The 19157-nt window shown below is 62.9% G+C and carries 17 protein-coding genes; 4 read left to right on the plus strand and 13 right to left on the minus strand.

From position 1 onward, the window contains the following. Positions 1–49: 49 nt before the first annotated feature. The 4 genes from FX984_RS15005 to FX984_RS15020 form a co-directional block, all read right to left on the minus strand. The gene (locus tag FX984_RS15005; RefSeq protein WP_027605304.1) at positions 50–2233 is read right to left on the minus strand and encodes a xanthine dehydrogenase family protein molybdopterin-binding subunit; all 2184 of its coding nucleotides are present in this window, start codon (positions 2231–2233) and stop codon (positions 50–52) included. Continuing rightward, positions 2230–3219 (minus strand): FAD binding domain-containing protein, encoded by a 990-nt coding sequence (locus FX984_RS15010; protein ID WP_146477845.1) that lies wholly within the window; start codon positions 3217–3219, stop codon positions 2230–2232. The genes FX984_RS15005 and FX984_RS15010 overlap by 4 nt, the downstream gene beginning before the upstream one ends. Then, positions 3216–3740, minus strand: a complete 525-nt coding sequence (locus FX984_RS15015; protein ID WP_146477843.1) for a (2Fe-2S)-binding protein — start codon at positions 3738–3740, stop codon at positions 3216–3218. Before FX984_RS15015 ends, FX984_RS15010 begins: the two co-directional genes overlap by 4 nt. Before the next feature lie 96 nt (positions 3741–3836). Next, positions 3837–4283 carry a DUF4879 domain-containing protein gene (locus FX984_RS15020; protein WP_027605301.1) on the minus strand — a complete coding sequence of 149 codons (447 nt, stop codon included), beginning with the start codon at positions 4281–4283 and terminating at the stop codon, positions 3837–3839. A 188-nt stretch (positions 4284–4471) separates the two neighbouring features. On the opposite strand from FX984_RS15020, the gene FX984_RS15025 reads away from it, so the two are divergent. Together FX984_RS15025 and trmA are read left to right on the plus strand one after the other, a co-directional pair. After that, positions 4472–5767: an NCS2 family permease gene (locus tag FX984_RS15025; RefSeq protein WP_053137959.1), complete on the plus strand. Its 1296-nt coding sequence runs from the start codon at positions 4472–4474 to the stop codon at positions 5765–5767. Further along, positions 5764–6843: a tRNA (uridine(54)-C5)-methyltransferase TrmA gene (gene trmA, locus FX984_RS15030; protein ID WP_027605299.1), complete on the plus strand. Its 1080-nt coding sequence runs from the start codon at positions 5764–5766 to the stop codon at positions 6841–6843. The genes FX984_RS15025 and trmA overlap by 4 nt, the downstream gene beginning before the upstream one ends. Here trmA and FX984_RS15035 read toward each other — a convergent pair. The 9 genes from FX984_RS15035 to FX984_RS15075 form a co-directional block, all read right to left on the minus strand. Next, entirely contained in the window at positions 6826–7293 is a 468-nt protein-coding gene (locus FX984_RS15035; RefSeq protein ID WP_027605298.1) for a DUF2442 domain-containing protein, read from the minus strand. The two genes, trmA and FX984_RS15035, sit on opposite strands and share 18 nt — an antisense overlap. Beyond that, positions 7290–7718, minus strand: a complete 429-nt coding sequence (locus FX984_RS15040) for a DUF4160 domain-containing protein (protein ID WP_098480898.1) — start codon at positions 7716–7718, stop codon at positions 7290–7292. Before FX984_RS15040 ends, FX984_RS15035 begins: the two co-directional genes overlap by 4 nt. Before the next feature lie 135 nt (positions 7719–7853). Beyond that, a complete protein-coding gene (locus tag FX984_RS15045; protein ID WP_108574267.1) occupies positions 7854–9182 on the minus strand; it encodes a TolC family outer membrane protein in 1329 nt (442 codons plus the stop codon). After that, positions 9179–10504, minus strand: a complete 1326-nt coding sequence (locus FX984_RS15050; RefSeq protein WP_146477841.1) for an HlyD family type I secretion periplasmic adaptor subunit — start codon at positions 10502–10504, stop codon at positions 9179–9181. The genes FX984_RS15045 and FX984_RS15050 overlap by 4 nt, the downstream gene beginning before the upstream one ends. After that, complete coding sequence (locus FX984_RS15055) at positions 10501–12237, minus strand: type I secretion system permease/ATPase (protein ID WP_092358260.1); 1737 nt, start codon at positions 12235–12237, stop codon at positions 10501–10503. Before FX984_RS15055 ends, FX984_RS15050 begins: the two co-directional genes overlap by 4 nt. A gap of 174 nt (positions 12238–12411) precedes the next feature. Further along, a complete protein-coding gene (locus FX984_RS15060) occupies positions 12412–13032 on the minus strand; it encodes a heme acquisition protein HasA (RefSeq protein ID WP_065924157.1) in 621 nt (206 codons plus the stop codon). A gap of 103 nt (positions 13033–13135) precedes the next feature. Continuing rightward, positions 13136–15886: a TonB-dependent receptor gene (locus FX984_RS15065; protein WP_146477839.1), complete on the minus strand. Its 2751-nt coding sequence runs from the start codon at positions 15884–15886 to the stop codon at positions 13136–13138. A gap of 150 nt (positions 15887–16036) precedes the next feature. Next, the gene (locus FX984_RS15070) at positions 16037–17035 is read right to left on the minus strand and encodes a FecR family protein (RefSeq protein ID WP_098480895.1); all 999 of its coding nucleotides are present in this window, start codon (positions 17033–17035) and stop codon (positions 16037–16039) included. Positions 17036–17098: 63 nt separating this feature from the next. Beyond that, positions 17099–17620, minus strand: a complete 522-nt coding sequence (locus FX984_RS15075; protein WP_065925006.1) for an RNA polymerase sigma factor — start codon at positions 17618–17620, stop codon at positions 17099–17101. Between the two features lie 207 nt (positions 17621–17827). On the opposite strand from FX984_RS15075, the gene aroQ reads away from it, so the two are divergent. Further along, complete coding sequence (gene aroQ, locus FX984_RS15080; RefSeq protein ID WP_010206717.1) at positions 17828–18277, plus strand: type II 3-dehydroquinate dehydratase; 450 nt, start codon at positions 17828–17830, stop codon at positions 18275–18277. After that, the gene (locus FX984_RS15085; protein ID WP_098480893.1) at positions 18274–19122 is read left to right on the plus strand and encodes a shikimate dehydrogenase; all 849 of its coding nucleotides are present in this window, start codon (positions 18274–18276) and stop codon (positions 19120–19122) included. The genes aroQ and FX984_RS15085 overlap by 4 nt, the downstream gene beginning before the upstream one ends. Positions 19123–19157 lie beyond the last annotated feature (35 nt).

Genomic DNA, 19157 nt, shown 5'->3' on the forward strand with positions numbered 1-19157 from the left:
GAGGCTTGTTCCCTCCCACATTTGGACCTTCAGTGTTTGCTGGACCGCGTCAGAGCACCTTATCCAGGGTGATCGGAAACTCTCGCACCCGCTTGCCGGTGGCATGGTAGACCGCATTCGCCACCGCCGCCGCCACCCCGACAATGCCGATCTCTCCCACGCCCTTGGACCCAAGGGCGTTGACGATCTCGTCATGTTCCTCGACAAACACCACGTCAATCTCGCCGATATCGGCATTTACCGGGATGTGGTACTCGGCCAGGCTGTGGTTCATGTAGCGGCCCAACTGATGGTCGATCTGGGTCTCTTCATGCAGGGCCATGCCGATGCCCCACACCACCCCGCCGAGGATCTGGCTGCGGGCCATCTTCGGGTTGACCACCCGCCCGGCCGCAATGGCGCTGACCACGCGGCTGACCTTGATCGTGCCCAAGTCTTCATCCACCCGCACTTCGACGAACACCGCCGAATGGGTGGCGGTGGCGTAACCCTCGCGTTTCTTGTCCGGCTCGCTGTCGACCTGGACTTCCACGCTCTCTTCACCGCTGTCCTTGACCAGTTGTGCCAACGACACACTCACATCGCCGGTGTGCAGTTGGCCGTCTTCAAAACGCACGGACTCGGCATCCTTGAACACCGGGTAAGTCTGCCGGGCGATGGTCAGCAGCCTCGCGCTCAACGCTTCGCAGGCTTGCTGCACGGCGGTGCCGACGGACGACACGGTGAACGAGCCGCCTTGCAGCGGCGCGGTGGGCAATGAAGAGTCGCCGAGCAGGAACACCACGTCCTCAACCGCCACGCCACTGGCCTGCGCCGCGATCTGGGTCATCACCGTGTAGGTGCCGGTGCCGATGTCCGTGGTCGCACTGCTGACGGTCAGCTTGCCCTCGGCGTCGATGCGCGCCTTGGCGCTGGCCTTCATCTGCATGGCCTCCCACACGCCACCGGCCATGCCCCAGCCGATCAACTGGCAGCCGTCGCGCATGCTGCGCGGTTCCGGGTTGCGCTGGCTCCAGCCGAAGCGCTCGGCACCTTCGCTGTAACACTCGCGCAGGGCCTTGCTCGACCAGGGCTTGTCTTCGTTCTGGTTGCGCTCGGCGTAGTTGACCAGCCGCAGTTGCACCGGGTCCATGCCCAAGGCGCTGGCCAACTCGTCCATGGCGCACTCCAGGCCGATCACGCCCAAGGCAGCGCCGGGCGCGCGCATGTCCAGGGGCGTGAATACATCCAGCGGCACCAGTTTGTAGGTCAGTTGCACGTTGTCGCAGTGATAGAGCATGCCGCTCCACTCCACCACGTGCTCGCTGAAGTCTTCGAAGCGCGAGGTCTGGCCAATCGCCGTATGCCCCAATGCCAGCAGGCGACCATTGGCGGCGGCGCCCATCTGCAAACGCTGCAAGGTGCGCGGGCGGTAGCCGAAGGTGAACATCTGCTGGCGAGTCAGGGTGACGCGCACCGAGCGCTTGAGCGCCAGGGACGCCATCACCGCCAGCGGCAATTGATACTGCGGGCGCAAGCCCGAGCCGAACGCGCCACCGACGAACGCGGCGAAGATCCGCACCTGGCTTTTATCCAGGCCGAACACGTCTTGCACATAGGCCTGGCAGTTCTGCGGGCCCTGGGTCTTGTCATGGATATGCAGGGTGCCGTCCGGCTGATACAGCACGGTGCTGGCGTGGGGTTCCATGGGGTTGTGGTGTTCGATGGGGGTGCTGTAGTGCAGGTCGAGGCTGACGGCGGCAGCGGCCCACTCGGCCTGGAAGTTGCCACGCGGCTTGGGCGGCGCCTGCGGTGAAGCATGGGCCTGTTCCTGCTGGGCGAGCAGGTCGGTCTCGAAGTCTTCCCGTGCGTAGTCGATCGCTACCAGCGAGCCGGCATGCCGCGCCAGTTCCAGGTTGTCGGCGATCACCAGGGCCAGGGGTTGGCCGCTGTACAGCACCCGGTCGTTATACAGCGGGCGAAACGGTGAACCGTCCGCCGCATCGTCATCCTGGAAGGCATCGTCGTAACGGGCGATTTTCGGCCGGTTGAGGTGATGGATAACCGCCACCACGCCCGGCAGGGCCAGTGCCCTGGACGCATCGATCGCCAGCACACGGCCCTTGGCGATGGTGCTGGACACCACACTGCCGTGGAGCAGGCCGTCCTCGGGAAACTCACCGGCATAACGCGCCTGGCCGGTGACCTTGAGCAGACCGTCGACACGGTCCAGGGGTTTGCCAATAGCGGTCATGGGCGATCTCCTGCGACGGCGGCGTCGCTCAGGGCACGGATGATTGCGCGGCGCGCCAGCTTGATCTTGAAGCCGTTGTGTTCCAGCGGCTCGGCGTCTTGCAGCACCGCGTCGGCGGCATTGCTGAAGGTTTCGCGGCTGACCGCCTGGCCGATCAGCGAGGCTTCCACCGCACGGTCGCGCCAGGGTTTATGGGCCACGCCGCCGAGGACCAGGCGCGCGTCGACGATTCGATCGCCGTCCAACTCGAGAGCGGCGGCCACCGACACCAAGGCAAACGCATAAGACGCGCGGTCGCGGATTTTCAGGTAATGGCTGTGACGGGCCAGGTGGTCTGCGGGCAATTCGATGGCGGTGATCAGCTCATCGTCGGCCAGTTGGTTGTCGCGTTGCGGCGCATCACCGGGCAGGCGGTGGAAGTCTGCAAACTCGATAATCCGCGCGCCGCCTCGGCCTTCGACATGCACCCGCGCCTCCAGCGCCGCCAGGGCCACGCACATGTCCGACGGGTGAGTGGCCACGCACTGTTCGCTGGCACCAAGGATCGCATGGATACGGTTCAAGCCTGTGCGCGCCGGGCAGCCGCTGCCGGGTTCACGCTTATTGCAGGGCACGCTGGCGTCATAGAAGTAGTAGCACCGGGTGCGTTGCAACAGGTTGCCGCCGGTGCTGGCCATATTGCGCAGTTGCGGCGAAGCACCGGCAAGGATCGCCTGGGACAGCAACGGGTAACGCTGTTCGATCAGCGGGTGCCAGGCCAGGTCGGCATTGCTCACCAGCGCGCCGATGCGCAGGCCGCCCTCGGCGGTTTGTTCAATCTCATTGAGCGGCAGGCCGGTGATATCGATCAGGTGCTCGGGGCGGCTGATGTTTTCTTTCATCAAGTCCAGCAGGTTGGTGCCCCCGGCAATAAAGCGCGACGCGGCGCTGCTCAGGTGCACGGCTGCGTGGACATCCGCCGGTTTGCTGTACTGGAAGGGATTCATCGCTCACCTCCCTGGGCCCGGCACGCCGGCAAAGCCTCTTCGATGGCATCGCGGATATTGCTGTAGGCGCCGCAGCGGCACAGGTTGCCGCTCATCAGCTCCTGGATCTGTGCACTGTCGTGGGCACGGCCTTCATTGACCAGGCCAACGGCGGAGCAAATCTGACCCGGCGTGCAGTAACCGCACTGGAAGGCATCGTGCTTGATAAAGGCTTGCTGCATCGGGTGCAGTCGGTCGCCGTCGGCCAGGCCTTCGATGGTGGTCAGTTCGGCGCCGTCGCACATCACCGCCAGGGTCAGGCAGGCGTTGATGCGTTTACCGTCGCGCAATACTGTGCACGCACCGCATTGGCCGTGGTCGCAGCCTTTTTTGCTGCCGACCAGGTCCAGTTGCTCGCGCAGCAAATCCAGCAACGTGGTCCAGGGCAATACGTCGAGTTGACGGTCCTGACCATTGAGGGTCAAGCGTATGGAGTGGGCGACGAACGGTTGGGCCGCCGCGCCATTGGGGATCGCGCTCATAAACACCTCACGGGTTGGTGTACATCCGCGGCGTTCAGGAAAGTCGCCGTCTCAGGGGTACGACTTCCCGGGGTATTGAGCGTTCAAGGTGATTGATCAGCGGATATTGAGGAGGGTCTTCAAGGTGTTCCGCGGGCCGTTGATCGACGAGTTGCTGTATTCGAACCAGCCTTGGGCCTGGACATTCAGGTCAAATACATAGATGTAGCCCATCAGCGTGCCTGCCCCGCTGCAGGCCTCGCTGACGCTGCCGACCTGGCACACGGGCGTGCGTTGCCCGCTCAGTTCGGCACCATTGAAGCGCCCCATCGGGTTGTTACCCAGGCCGACTTCCATCACCGACACTTGGGTGGGCCCACGGTGCGTGCACATCTGGGTGCTTTGCGCGCGTTCCGGGATGGTTTCCGTGCAGTGCGCCGATTCGACCTTGAATACGCGCACCTCGCTCAAGGGCGGTGCAGTCGCGCCCCACACCGGTGCCGCGCCCAACCACAGGCCGAGACAGGGGATCAGGGCTAGACTCCACGCGTTGGCTTTTTTCATGCTGTCGATGACCCGCTGTTGAACGTCGCCGCAGTATGCCTCAAGGCCATGCGCCACACAGCCTCGGCTGCTGGTATGATGCGCCGCTTTTTCCGATCCTCTCTGGAACCACAGGCGCTTGGCGCAGTTTGTGCTTTGACTTAGAGGTCAACAAATAACGACGCAACATAGCGTCACAGGGAGCAGGCATGCTGGAAAAGCTGTTTCAACTCAAGGCACACAACACCAACGTGCGCACCGAGATCCTCGCGGGCATCACGACATTCCTGGCCATGGCCTACATCCTGTTCGTGAACCCGAGCATCCTCGGCGAGACCGGCATGGACAAGGGCGCGGTATTTGTCGCGACGTGCCTGGCGGCGGCCATCGGTTCGACCGTGATGGGCCTGATCGCCAACTACCCGATCGCGCTGGCACCGGGCATGGGCCTCAACGCCTTCTTTACCTACACCGTGGTGTTGCACATGGGCCACACCTGGCAGGTTGCGCTGGGTGCGGTATTCATTTCGGCGGTGCTGTTCTTCCTGCTGTCGATCTTCCGTATCCGTGAATGGATCATCAACAGCATTCCCCTGCCCCTGCGTTCGGCGATTGCCGCCGGTATCGGCCTGTTCCTGGCACTGATCGCCCTGCACAACGCCGGGATCGTGGTCGGCAACCCCAACACCCTGGTGGGCATGGGCGACCTGACCAAGCCGGCGCCTATCCTGGCCATCCTCGGCTTCATGCTGATCGTTGCGCTGGAAGCCCTGGCCGTACGCGGTGCGGTGCTGATCGGCATCCTGGCGGTGACCATCGTCTCCATTCTGCTGGGCGTCACCGCGTTTGGCGGCGTGATGTCGATGCCGCCGTCCCTGGCCCCGACCTTCCTGCAGCTGGATATCAAGGGCGCGCTGGACATCGGCCTGGTCAGCGTGATCTTCGCCTTCCTGTTCGTCGACCTGTTCGACAACTCCGGCACCCTGATCGGCGTGGCCAAGCGCGCCGGGCTGATGGGCAAGGACGGCCACATGCCGAAAATGGGCCGTGCGCTGATCGCCGACAGTACCGCCGCCATGGCCGGTTCGCTGCTGGGTACGTCGACCACCACCAGCTACATCGAATCCGCTGCGGGCGTAAGCGCCGGTGGCCGTACCGGCTTGACCGCCATCGTGGTGGCGATCCTGTTCCTGCTGGCGCTGTTCTTCTCGCCGCTGGCCGCCAGCGTACCGGCCTTTGCTACCGCGCCGGCGCTGCTGTTCGTCGCCGTATTGATGACCTCAGGCCTGGCCGAAATCGACTGGGATGACATTACCGTTGCAGCGCCGGTGGTGATCACCGCCCTGGCGATGCCCTTCACTTACTCCATCGCCAACGGCATTGCCTTCGGTTTCATCGCCTGGACCGCCATCAAGCTGCTTTCGGGCCGCTACCGTGAGCTCAACCCGGCACTGGTGATTCTGTCGATTCTGTTTGTGATCAAGCTGGGCTGGTTCAACGCATGACTTTTGACGCCACACGCTACACCGCTCAACTGCAAGACAAGGTCACGCGCTTGCGTGACCTGTTGGCACCGTTCGACGCACCCGAGCCGCAGGTCTTCGAGTCGCCGCTGCAGAACTTCCGCCTGCGGGCGGAGTTCCGCCTGTGGCGCGAAGGCGGTGAACGCCACTACGCGATGTTTTCCCAGGACGACAAGCGCACGCCGATCCTGATCGAAGCGTTCCCCATCGCCAGCCAGCGCATCAACCAGTTGATGCCCCAGCTCAAGGCCGCCTGGCAAGCCAGCGCTGCCCTGAGCCACAAGCTGTTCCAGGTGGAGTTCCTCACCACCCTGGCCGGCGACGCGATGATCACCCTGTGTTATCACCGCCCGCTGGACGAGCACTGGCACACGGCGGCGAATAAGCTGGCGACTGAATTGAATGTGAGCATCATCGGCCGCTCCAAGGGCAAGCGCGATGTGATCGGCCACGACTACGTGGTGGAAAAACTCGACGTCGGCGGCCGCACTTTCAGTTACCGCCAACCCGAAGGCGCCTTCACCCAGCCCAACGGCACGGTGAACCAGAAGATGCTCAACTGGGCATACGAAGCCTTGGGCGATCGCCCGGATGACTTGCTGGAGCTGTATTGCGGCAACGGCAACTTCACCCTGCCCCTGGCCACCCGTGTGCGTAAAGTGCTGGCTACCGAGATCAGCAAGACCTCGGTGAATGCGGCCCTGAGCAACCTCGATGAAAACGCGGTGGGTAACGTCACCCTGGTGCGCCTCTCCGCCGAAGAGCTCACCGAAGCGTTGAACGAAGTGCGCCCATTCCGCCGCCTGCACGGCATCGACCTGAAGAGCTATGAATTCGGTAGCGTATTCGTCGACCCGCCCCGCGCCGGCATGGACCCGGACACCTGCGAACTGACCCGACGCTTCGACAATATCCTGTACATCTCCTGCAACCCGGAGACGCTGGCGGCGAACATTGCGCAACTGCATGACAGCCACCGCATTACCCGGTGTGCGATGTTTGACCAGTTCCCCTGGACGCACCATATGGAATCCGGGGTGTTATTGACCCGGCGGTAATTCAGCGTCCTCAGGCTCCTTCTTGCGTGGCCGGCCGCCCTTCTTGCCATTGGCTCGGGCGGCGGCGGATTTGGCGGCGCTGCTCTTGCGACCGTTGCGTGACGCTACCAGGCTGGTGGCCAGGTCCATCAGCGGCTGGCTTGTGGCGATCAGGCCCGTGATCGAAACATCCAGATCCCGGGCCTCACAGCTAATAGCCTTGCCACCGAAACTGACTTCCAACTGCTGGAAATCTTCCTCTGAAAACCCTTCGAACTCCGGCAGCCCTGCCACCGGCAGCATGACGCGACTGCCGTCGCTGAAACCGATGGAAATGCAGTCGTCTACATAACGCACATTGCTGGCGTTGGCGTACAGGCGCTTTAGCCTACGGCCACGGGCGATTGCCTTGTCGATGTCGGCGTCAGTGAGAGGTACATAAGGTATGACTTTGGCTTTTACGATTTTCATAAATTAATCCCCACGCAATCTGGCGCTCTTACCAGATTCAAAATAGTCCGTTGCGCTACAGCGTCGTGCCAGGCGCTTGCGATGACGTAGACACCACGTCGAATGACTAACCCTGGAACCAATTCACTGGTGTCCCAGTTCCAGGAATGATTCTCCAGGCAAACCGTTTGCAGTTTTTCCCACCAAATCCTGCGTGCCCGTGCCAGATAATGTCGCTGCATGATTACCTCGCGTATGTCCTTCAGAACCGCCGTGGGTGGCCGCCTCCGTTCAGGCTCTACGTCCCACAATTCAACGTCCCCATCCAAAAAACTGAAACGAAACCGCGCATCCCATTCCCTGCCCCTGACATGTACATGAGGCGGACAATGCTCGTCCCTGATAAACACCGAGATGACATATCCCTTATAAACACCTACTTTCATCGTAACCCATCCGTTAGGTTATTTTCCGCCAGGTAACAATTTCCCTCTGCCACCCGACAACCGGCTCCCTATTCCCGAAGCTGTTTCACAGATTAGTAACCACAAAAAACCCGGCGAATGCCGGGTTGTAACCACTCATGCCGAAGGCTGGAAGTACCCCGCCAACGCCCGCAAGTCCTGCTCGCTCAGCAACCCCGCGTAATACTTCAACTGAATCCTGGCCAGCAGATACGCATGCCGCGCATTCGCCAGGTCGCGGCGGGCGGTGAACAGTTGTTGCTCGGCGTCGAGCACGTCGAGGTTGACCCGCTCACCGCCGCTGACGCTCTTTCTGGTCGCAGTAACCAGTGCGGTGGCTGAGCTGACGGCCATCTCGTAGGCACGCACTTTCGCCGCACCACTGGTGTTGAGGTTGAACTGCTTGCGCAGCTCCACCAGCGTCGCCGAGGTGTGTGCGTCCAGCTCGTATTGGGCCTGGGACAGTTGATTGGCCGCCTGGCGCGTAGAGGCCGACACCGAGCCGCCGGCAAACAACGGCAGGCTGACCTGGATGCCGACGCTGTTGGTGTCGTACTTCTGGTTGTAGCTGCTTTCCGAATCGGAGCTGGTCTGGCGGCTGCTGGCGTACAGGCTGACCTTGGGCATGTGCCCGGCGCGTTTGCGCTCCACTTCGTAGGACGCCACGTCCAGCGCGTGGTGCTGGGACTTGAGTTCGGGGTTGTTGGCCATGGCCAGTTCGCGCCAGGTTTCGAAGCGGTTGGGCTCCAGGGGCGGGATGTCGAATGGGCGGGCCAGGGGTGCCAGCGCTTCGATCTGCAACGGTTGGCCGACAATCGCTTCCAGCTCGCGCAAGGCGCTGTCCTGGGCGTCCAGCGCCTCGATTTCCTCCGCCTGGGCCAAGCTCAAGCGTGCCTGGGTTTCGAGTACATCGGTGCGCGTGCCTTCGCCACCTTTGAGCAGGCGATCATTGAGTTGCAGGCGTTCGGCATACGCACGTTTCTGCGCACGGCTCAACTCGATGCGTTCCTGCGCCAGCAGCGCCTGGCTGTAGGCACTGAGCACGCGCACGGCCAACTCCTGACTCTTACTGCGAAAACGCTCATCGGCCATAAGCGCCTGGGCGGTGCCTTGGCGAAAGCGCGCGTAGGCTTCGTAGTCCAGCAACGGTTGCTGCAAAGTCAGGGTCGAGGCATAGCTGCGGTAATCACGGTCACTGGTGACATCGCCGACGGCGGTGCTTTGGGTAACTTCGGATTCGTTGCGCGAGTTGTTATAGCTCCAGGACAGGTTCGGCAATAACGCCGCTCGGCCGATCACGCGGTTCTCTTCACCGGCCTCGCGCTCCTGGATGGCGGCCTGGAAGGTCGGGTCATTGCGCAGGGCGAGGTCGTAGGCGTCGAGCAAACCCAAGGCATGTGCCGCCGGTGTAACGCTCAGGCACAGGGTCAAAAACAGCGCCTTCATTCTTCCACCAGGGCCATGTGGGTACGGTCCAGCAAGGGTTTGAACAGGTAGTTGAGCATCGAACGCTCACCGGTCTTGATGAAGGTTTCCACCGGCATGCCCGGACGAATCCGCACGCCGTCCAGTTGTTGCATGCCCCCCGCACTGACCTGGGCGCGCACGGTGTAATAAGGCTCATCGGTGCGCTCATCGACCTGGCGGTCGGCGGAGACCAGCGTCACCTCACCGGCCACCCGTGGGGTGGTGGCCTGGTTGAACGCCGAGAACAGCAACTCCACCGGTAGGCCCGGATGCACCTTGTCGATCATTTGCACCGGCACCCGCGCTTCCACCCACAGCGGTTCGCCCTGGGGCACGATGTCCATCAGGGCCTGGCCGGGCTTGATCACGCCGCCTTCGGTGTACACCTCCAACCCGACCACCACCCCCGAGGCCGGCGCCCGCACCAGGCTGTTGGCCAGTTCGAACTCGGCCGACGCCAGGCGGTTACGCAGGTCATCGCTGCGGGTGCGGGTCTCGGCCAACTGGCCGCGCAGGTCTTTCTGGAACTCTTCGCCGAGCTGGCGGATGCGCAGACGCAGTTCCACAACCTGGCGCTGCAACTGGCCGATGCGCCCGTAGTCTTCGGCAATCGTGCCGTCGACCTGGGCGTACAGGCGCTCGCTGTCGAGCAGGCGATTGCGCGGGATATAGCCATCGCGCGCCAACTCGCGCAGCCCTTGCAGTTGCTCGTTCAATGCCGCGCGTTGCTGCAGCTTGCTCGCCTGGGAATCCCGCGTGCCGCGCAACTGCGCCTCGGCGCCGGCGATGGTTTCGCGCAGGCCTTGCTGCTCGGTGGCCAGCGCCTGGGCGCGGCTGGTGAACAGTTGCCGTTGCAGGTTCAGGGTGTTGGCCGCCTCCGGCTCGTTGAGCAATTCAGGACCGAAGGTGATGGCGGGCAGCCCTTCGCTTTCCGCACTCAAGCGCGCCTCACTGGCCAGGGACGCCAGGTACTGGCTGCGCAGCGACTGCATCTGCCCGCGCAAGGGCGTCTCCTTCAAGCGCAACAGCACCTGGCCGGCGTTGACCACATCACCGTCACGCACCTCGATACGCTCGACGATGCCCCCGGCAGGATGCTGCACGGTCTTGCGATGGCCAGAGACCATGACCTTGCCCGACACCGCCACGCCCTTGTCCAGCGGCGCCAACGCGGCCCAGCCGATAAATCCGGCAAAGCCGCCAAGCACCAACAACCAGCCCAGGCGCGAATATTTTTTGTCATCCAGCGCCAACACCGTGTGAGGGCGGTCGCTGACCAGCACCGGCTTACTCATGCTCATGCCTGTTTTCCTTCGCCGAGGCGGTAGCTCATGCTCAGGGTCGACACCGGTTTGGAGGCTGCCGGTTTCTGCCGTGCCTCCAGCACCCGCGCCGTCGGACCAAAGGCCTGCAACTGGCCGTCCTTGAGGATCAGCAACTGGTCGGTCAGGCTCAGTACATTGGCTTTGTGGGTAATCAGGATCACCGTGCGGCGCTGCTGCTTAAGCTGGGTGATGGCCTGGAGCAGCGCCTGCTCGCCCACTTCGTCGAGGTTGGCGTTGGGCTCATCCAGCACGATCAACGCCGGCAGGCCGTACAGCGCACGGGCCAGGGCCACGCGTTGTTTCTGGCCACCGGACAACCCCGCACCGCCCTCCCCCAATTGCGTGTCATAGCCTTGGGGCAGTTGCAGGATCAGTTCATGTACGCCGGCCATTTTCGCGGCGGCCAGGACGTTGTCGCTATCCAGTTCGGCAAACCGTGCGATGTTGTCGGCGATGCTGCCGGCGAACAATTGAATGTCCTGGGGCAGGTAGCCGATGTGCGGGCCGAGTTGCTGTTTGTCCCACTGGGCCAGGTCGGCGCCGTCCAGCCGCACCTTGCCGGCCAGCGGTGCCCAGGCGCCCACCAGCACCCGCGCCAGGGTGGATTTGCCGCAGCCGGAAGGTCCGATCACGCCGAGCACGTCCCCCGCTGGCAGGTTGAACCCCAGATTGGCCAGCGCCGGTCGACGGCTGCCGGGGGCGCAGGCGCTGATGTGCTCGACGCTCAACTGGCCCTTGGGCACCGGCAGGCTCATGCGCGGCGGTCGCGCCGGGTTGGCCGCCAGCAGTTGCGACAAGCGCTCGTAGGCCAGGCGCGCCGAGCCCCATTGTTTCCAGACGCCGATCAGTTGGTCGATGGGGCTCAGCACCCGCCCCATCAGGATCGAGCCGGCAATCATCATCCCCGGCGTGATATCGCCCTGCACCGCCAGCAACGCGCCCAGGCCGAGTACCAGCGATTGCAAGGCCAGGCGTACGCCCTTGGACCAGGCGGTGACGGCGGCGGTCTTTTCACTGGCCAGGTTTTGCTGGGCGAGGAACGCCTGGTGCTGATTGAACCAACGCCCGCGCAAGGTGGCGAGCATGCCCATGGCCTCGATGCTGTCGGCATTGCGCAGGTTGGCCGTGGCCTGCTGGCTGGCGTGGATGGACAGTTGGCTGGCCTGGGCCATCGGCGCCTGGCTGACATGGTGGTTGATCCACGCCAACGCGATCAATATCGCCGCGCCGCCCAGCGCCAGCAGGCCAAGCCAGGGGTGGAACAGGAAGATCACCAGCAGGTACACCGGAAACCACGGCGCGTCGAAAAACGCGAACAGCGCCTGGCCGGTGGCGAACTGGCGCAAGGTGGTCAGGTCATGCAACGCCTGGCCCGCCGCCTGGGTGCCGCCCTTGAGTTGCGCTTCGAACGCGGCGTCGTAGACCCGCTGGTTCAGGCCCATGTCCATCTGCGTGCCGAGGCGGATCACCACCTGGCTGCGCACCCACTCCAACGCCCCCATCAGGCCGAACAGGCCGAGGATCATCAGCGTCAGCATCAACAGGGTCATCTGATTGCCCGAGGCCAGCACCCGGTCATATACCTGCAGCATGTACAGCGCCGGAGCCAGCATCAGCAGGTTGATCACCGCCGAGAACAGGCCGATGTTGAAGAAGCCACTTTTATAGGCCGTGAGGGCGGCCAGGGTTTCGTTGCCGACGTGGCGCATCTGGGGATTCTCGTGGGGTTGAACGTGCAGCGTCGCCGCGTTGACAGCCGATACGGCGCTGCGCAGAATTCGGCACCGCCGTCGCCGGAAGAGTTAGAAGGCTTGGGCGACGGCGGTGTAGTACGGCGAATGGGAGAGCGATCTTCCATTCGCTTTTTTCAGGCGGCAGCAGGTTCAGGCAGCGAGTGCCCAGTCCTGTGCCACGTCCTGCACGCCCACCAGGGCAACATCGGTGGACACTGCGCTGGCGTGTGCCGCCAGGCCCGCCGACACTTCGTCGAAGGTACTGGCAGTGGACAGGCCAAAGTCGTCGAGCAGGTTGTTGAGCACGGTTTCCAGCGCGGCGGTGTTGCCCTGCATCAAACCGTAGATCACGCTCTGTACGTCGTTGCCAGCCCGGCCGGCGCCCTCGGCGGCGCTCAGGTCGAGGCCGTTGAACGCGACCTTGAAGTCGCTCAGGGAGAAGTCGCTGCCACTGCCGCCGCCCAGGCCTGTACCCAGTTGCACGTTATCCAGGTCGCCCCACAGGTAGTGGTTCAGGTTGCTGCTGGCGGGCAACGACGGGTTGAACACATAGTGCAGGCCATTGCTGGTATCGCTGTCGGCGATGAACGCGTACTCGGAGTTGTTGGCGCCGTGGGTCGAATACTGGTCGCCGCTGAGGGTGCCGTTGCTGAAGCCGCCGGTGTTGCTGGTGCCGTGCCCTGCGGTGTTGAACCCCACTGCCCACGAGCTCAGGTAGTCCGATACCGACAGAGAACCCAGGCCCGAATCGTAGCTAACAGAAATAGTCATCGCTAAACCTCGTTAAACAACGTTGTTGATGAGCACGCCGGTGCGGCGCGCCTTTTTGCCCACCCATGGGCAAAACCGTTGATCAAGTGCCTGCGCACGCTGATCAGAATTTGTATTCCAACATGCCGCTCAGGGTTCGCCCGCGCGCCAGGCTGAGGTTGTTGGCGTCGCCCATGGCGACGAAATAGGCTTCATCAGTGGCGTTTTCCAACGCCAGTGCAATGTTCAGTTGATCCGTCATCCAGTAACTGGCGTACAGGTCGTAGAGCGTGTACTTGGGCCACATCGCCTGATCCATAAGCTCGTAGCCCTGCTGATTGAGGTTTTCGCCGTTACCCGAGCTGTAGCGCACACGCACACCCGTATCCAGGCGTTTTTCCAGGAAGCGCGTACCCAGGGTCAGCGAGCCGCGATCGGCCGGCATGTACGTGGCGTTCCCCATGATTCGTCCGCAGCTTTCCTTGTTGTTGGCGACGTCGTCATCCAACACCTCATAGGTGGTGACCGGCCGTATGCCGATGCGCCCATCCGGCAGGGTGAAACGCTCCAGGCGAGTAGTCCTTGGCCCGGTGGTCTTGGCACCGCCCATGTAATAGTTCTTCGAGCAGAACTCATTGCTGCCGATCATGTGGGTGTAGCTGAGGTTGGCGTACGCGCGCCCCATGTCGTAATTGAGCTGGTATTCGACCCCGCGAAAACGCGTCGGGTTGGTGTTATTGACGTAAGCCATGGTCCCGAGGAATCCACCCACCTGGGTTTCCGGCAAGCTGACGCTGGTGTTGAGGAAAGAGAAGTTTTCGATCCGGGTATCGAAGTAAGCCACCTTCATGCCGAGGCGATCGTCACTGAAAAACAAGCCTTCCTTGAAGACATTCATGCCCACTTCCCAATCCCGTGACTCTTCAGGCTTGAGGTAGGGGTTGGGAAATACGCGCTCTCCCGAACCGCCACCGTGGGGCCGGCCGGTCATGAAGGTTTCGGTCACCGCCGGTGGCCGCCAGCCCTTGCCCCACCGGGTATAGAGTTGCAGCCAGTCCACGCCCGGTTTCACCGCGAGACCGAAGGTGGGGGAAAACTGGCCTTCTTCACGGTCGACCTCGATCACTTCCGAGACACGCCTGGCACCGACAAGGCTGTTGTAGAAGCGATCACGCCGGTACAGGGTCATGCCGGTTTCGCCTTCGAGCCGATAGCGGTCATAACGCAAGCCCGCATCCAGGGTCAGCCAGCCGCCATATTCGTACTGCGCGTTGTTGAACAGGCTGGCGATGGTGCGCTTGCCCCCTGGGGTGCTGCCCTCTGCGTAAGGCAACAAGCCCAGGTTGTTGGTGGCTTCAACTTTGTTGGTGCGGGGCTTGAACTCGTCCTGATACAGCTCCACCCCGTAGTTCCAGGTGACATGCCCCTGGTAGCCAAAATCGAACCGCGAGCTGTTGTCCCCCTGCAGGCCCCAGGTGTCGGTCTGGAAGTGATCGGTGTAGGCGCCGACGTAGTTACCGGTACCTGGCGACGACAGGTTGGGGGCGTTGCTGCGATCCATCTGGGTGGTGACGTAATAGAGCTTGGCCTTGAGATCGATCAACGGGTTGTCCGGGCTGTAGCTGTAGTCCAGCGCGACGTTTTTGGCGTTGAGATTGTTTTTGCTGGTGCGTACGTAGTAGGTGCTCTGAAGGTCGTTGGCGATATAGCCCCAGGCATCGTTACTGTCGGTGTCGGTTTCCAGGTAGCTCAACTGCACGCGCTGGTCGTTTGGCAGGTTCAGGCCGAACTTGACGATCTGCGAGCGGGTCACGCTGCCGGTGTCGCCGACTTCGCTGTTCAACCAGTCGTCGAAGGCCGCAGGGGCAGATGACCTGGCGCGCAGGTTGGTGCCCAGGTTGTCGTCGTTGTGCCGGCCGGCGCGGTAGTTACCGAAATGCCGCTCGCTGTAGCCCAGCACGACATCGCCGCGCTCATCACCAAAGGCAAACACGCCACTGCCGTTGAAGTCGGTGCCGTTACCCAGCTCACCGATGCCGCTGCCGGCGCGAAGGCGGCCGCCGTAGTCCTTGCCGTCCGTGAGGAACTCACTGGCATCCAGGGTCTTGAACGAAGCAATGCCGCCCAGCACGGCCGCACCGCCCTGCCCCGACTGGCTGCCTTTGTCGATCTCGATGCTGGAGATGAACTCCGGGTCGATCAGCATGGTGCCGTTGCGCTGCTGGTGGCCGTTGACATTGAAGTTCTGGCGCATGCCGTCGATGTTCATGTTCACCCGGCCATAGTCCTGCACACCGCGAATATTCACCGACAGGCCGGGGTCGCGCTGGTTGACGGCGGTGTAGACGCCGGCGGTTTCTTCGAGCATGTCGGCGGCGTGACGGGGCGGACGTTTATCGATCATGTCGCGGCTGATCACCGCCACGGACTTTGGGGTCTGGTACACCCAGTCGCTGGCCTGGCCGTTGGTGTTGCCGGTGATGGTGGTGGTGCCCACGGTCATGGCGCCGTCGGGGTCGTCACTGACACGGTTGAGGGTGACCTGGCGCTCACCGGTAAAGCGGTACTCCACCGGCGTGGCACCGAGCAAACGGCCAAGCCCTTCCTGCACGCTGAAGCTGCCTTTGAGCGCGGTGCTGCGCAAGCCTTGCAGGCGCGGGCTGTCGAACAGCACCTGCAGACCGGCCTGGTCGGCAAAGGCCAATACGGCACTGCCCAAGGATTGCGCCGGGACATCGAACACCCGCACCGCCGACTGGGCAGCGTCCGCCTGAGGTTGCACCGCATACACGGGAGCGGCCGCGGCGAACAGACCCAAGTGGATGGCCAGGGCTAACCGGCTACCGGTGATACGCCCCTTGGTGAGTGCTGACATTTCTGGTTTCCCTGCGCTGATCGTATGTTTGTTTATGCGAATGCTTCTCACCTAGCAAGACGTACGAGGCGCAGGAAGTCAGTAAGGTTTTTTCAAAAGTTTTTGCGCAGGGGGTTTTAAGCGGGTGAGAGCAGGCCTCCCACCGGGTCATCAATAGATCAGGCTGAGGCCTGCCAGGTCCAAGCGTTGCACTTGAAGTTCCTGGGTGAGCGTTCCGAGCGCGCTGTCGAGCATGTCGAGACGGAAGACGCCGCTGACTTCGCGCTCGCCCAAATCGGAATGGGTCAACACCACCCGCCCCGGACGGTAGCGATTGAGCTGCTCAATGACCTTGGCCAGGGGCTGGCGGTCAAAGATCAGCACGCCACGTCGCCAACTGGTGGCACGGTCTACATCGAACTGATCCAGGGGCACCACCCCCTCCTGGGCGTTGTAGCGCGCAGCCTGGCCCTCCTGGAGCACCCGATCGCTCGGGCCTTTTTTCGGCGAGGCGTGCAAAGACACTTCGACGCTGTGCTGCAACACGCCCACCCAAGCACGGCGGTCGGCCTCGCGCTCCACCACAAACCGCGTGCCCAACGCCCGCGTCTGCCCGCCGGCGCTCTGCACCACGAACGGACGGGTCTCCTGACCCGCCATCGGCGCCACATCAAAAATCGCCGAGCCCTGGATCAGGCTGATACGCCGCTGCACGCCGTCGTAATCCAGGCGGATGGCACTGGCGGAATCCAGCTCCACCGTGCTGCCATCGGCCAAGTGCACGGTGCGTACCTCGCCCTTTTGGGTGACATAGTCGGCCTGCATGCGCAGCCAGGCGTCCGGCCCGCGCAGCCAGCCGACGCCGGCCACCACCACGACCAGCGCGACCGCCGCCGCACGTTGCCAAGGCCTGCGCCGCAGGGAGCGACGCACGGGCAGCGCTGCGGTCACGGGGCGCTGGCGGTGAACGCTCTCGTCCTTATGCACCTCGCCCAACGCCGCCCAGGTCTGTTCGGCAAAGCGCAGCGCCGCTTCGTGGCGGCTGTCGCAGGCGATCCACTGGCGCAGCTCGGCCTGCTCCTGGTCGGTCAGGGCACCGGCGTGCAGGCGCACCGCCCACTCGGCGGCCTCCTCGGTAATGCTGTGCTGTTGCGGACCCTGGCTATTCACGTGTGAATCTCGAATTTTTCGTTATATGACGCTGTGACGTCTGAGCTGAGGTTTTTCCGTAATTCATTCGTCGGCTGGCTCCACCTCGCCGTCCTGCAAGCGCTGCATCACATACGCCAGCGCCTTGGCCAGGTGCTTTTGCACGGAGCTGTCGGAGATATCCAAATGCCGGGCGACCTGGGCGTGGGTCATGCCCTCTATACGGTTCAGACGGAAGATCTGCTGGGTGCGTTCCGGCAATTCCGCCAACGCCTGCTTCAATGCCTGTCGCTGTTGCTGCGCCATTGCCTGAGCCTCCAACCCGGCCACTTCATCTTCAATCTCGGCCAGCGCCTCATGGGGCACGGAGTCTGTCTTGCGCCGCGCTTCCTGGCGAATATGGTCGATCAGCAGATTGCTCGCCGTTCGATAGAGATAGCCCTGGGAGTTGTCGATACGCTCGCCGGCAGGTTTTTCCGCCAGGCGCAGGAAGCTCTCCTGCACCAGGTCGGCCGCCAACTGCGGGTCCCGTACCTTGCGCGCCAGATACCCGCGCAGGGTATCGGCGTGCTTGAGAAACAGGCCTTTGAGATCCACGTCCGACAAACCGACTCCCTGGAATGTAAAGGAAACAGGCGGGCATCTTAAGCGTTGTCGAGAATGATTTTCAATTGATATCTAATCTGATTCGAGCGCCGGACACGTCTGATTAACGGTTCGGTAATCGAACACATCTGCCGTCATCAATTGACCAAATTAACTAACCAGTACATTTTATCCCCACAACCAACAAGAACTGTGGAGATCCCCCGTATGCCGCCCATCGTGCTGGTGCTCAACGGCCCCAACCTCAACCTGCTCGGCACCCGCGAACCCGCGACCTACGGCCATGAAACCCTGGCCGACGTCGCTGCCCTGTGCGGCCGCAGCGCCGAACAACTGGGGCTTAAAATCGAATTCCGCCAGACCAACCACGAAGGCGAACTGCTCGACTGGATCCACGGCGCCCGCGCCCGCTGCGCCGGTATCGTGATCAACCCGGCAGCCTGGACCCACACCTCGGTGGCCATTCGCGACGCCTTGGTGGCCAGTGAAGTGCCGGTGATCGAGGTGCACTTATCCAACGTGCATGCGCGCGAGGCGTTTCGGCATCACTCGTTTGTGTCGCCCATCGCCAAGGCGGTGCTCGCGGGCTTTGGCAGCCATGGCTACCACTTGGCCCTGGAACATTTCAGCCAGTTGTTGAAGGGGTCGGCCCGATGAAACCGCGCATCCTCGCCGGCCTGATCGGCGCCGGCATCCAGGCTTCCCGCACCCCCGCGTTGCATGAGCAGGAAGGCGACGCCCAAGGCTTGCGCTACCTGTATCGCCTGATCGACCTCGAGCCCCTGCACCTGGACATCAACGCCCTGCCCGACCTGCTGGAGGCTGCCGAGTTGATGCACTTCACCGGGTTGAACATTACCTACCCGTGCAAGCAGGCAATCCTGCCGTTGCTCGATGATTTGTCCGACGAGGCCCGAGGCATCGGCGCGGTCAACACCGTGGTCTTCAAGGACGGCAAGCGTATCGGCCATAACACCGACTGCCTGGGATTTGCCGAAGGCTTTCGCCGCAACCTCAACGATGTGCCGCGCCAACGCGTGGTGCAGATGGGCGCGGGTGGCGCCGGTGCCGCAGTGGCGCATGCGCTATTGGCGGAAGGTGTCGAACACTTGAGTATTTTCGATGTGGAACCCAGCCGCGCCCGCGACCTTGTGGATAACCTCGCCCAGCGTTTCGGCGCCGGTCGCGCCCAGGTCGGCACCCACCTGGAGAACGCCATGGCCGAGGCGGATGGCCTGGTCAACACCACGCCCATGGGCATGGCCAAGCTGCCCGGCACACCGGTGCCCGCGGCCCTGCTGAGAGCCGAACTGTGGGTGGCTGAAATTGTGTATTTCCCGCTGGAAACCGAACTGCTGCGCGATGCCCGCGCCTTGGGCTGCCGCACCCTGGATGGCGGCAACATGGCAGTGTTCCAGGCGGTGAAGGCGTTTGAGTTGTTCAGTGGCGAGGTGCCGGATGCGCAGCGGATGCTCGCGCACTTCAAGAGCATGAACATCTGAAAGTTGGGAGGGAGCCAAGCGCCCTCCCACATGGG

It is taken from the genome of Pseudomonas marginalis (genome assembly GCF_008692035.1).
Lineage (GTDB): Bacteria > Pseudomonadota > Gammaproteobacteria > Pseudomonadales > Pseudomonadaceae > Aquipseudomonas > Aquipseudomonas marginalis.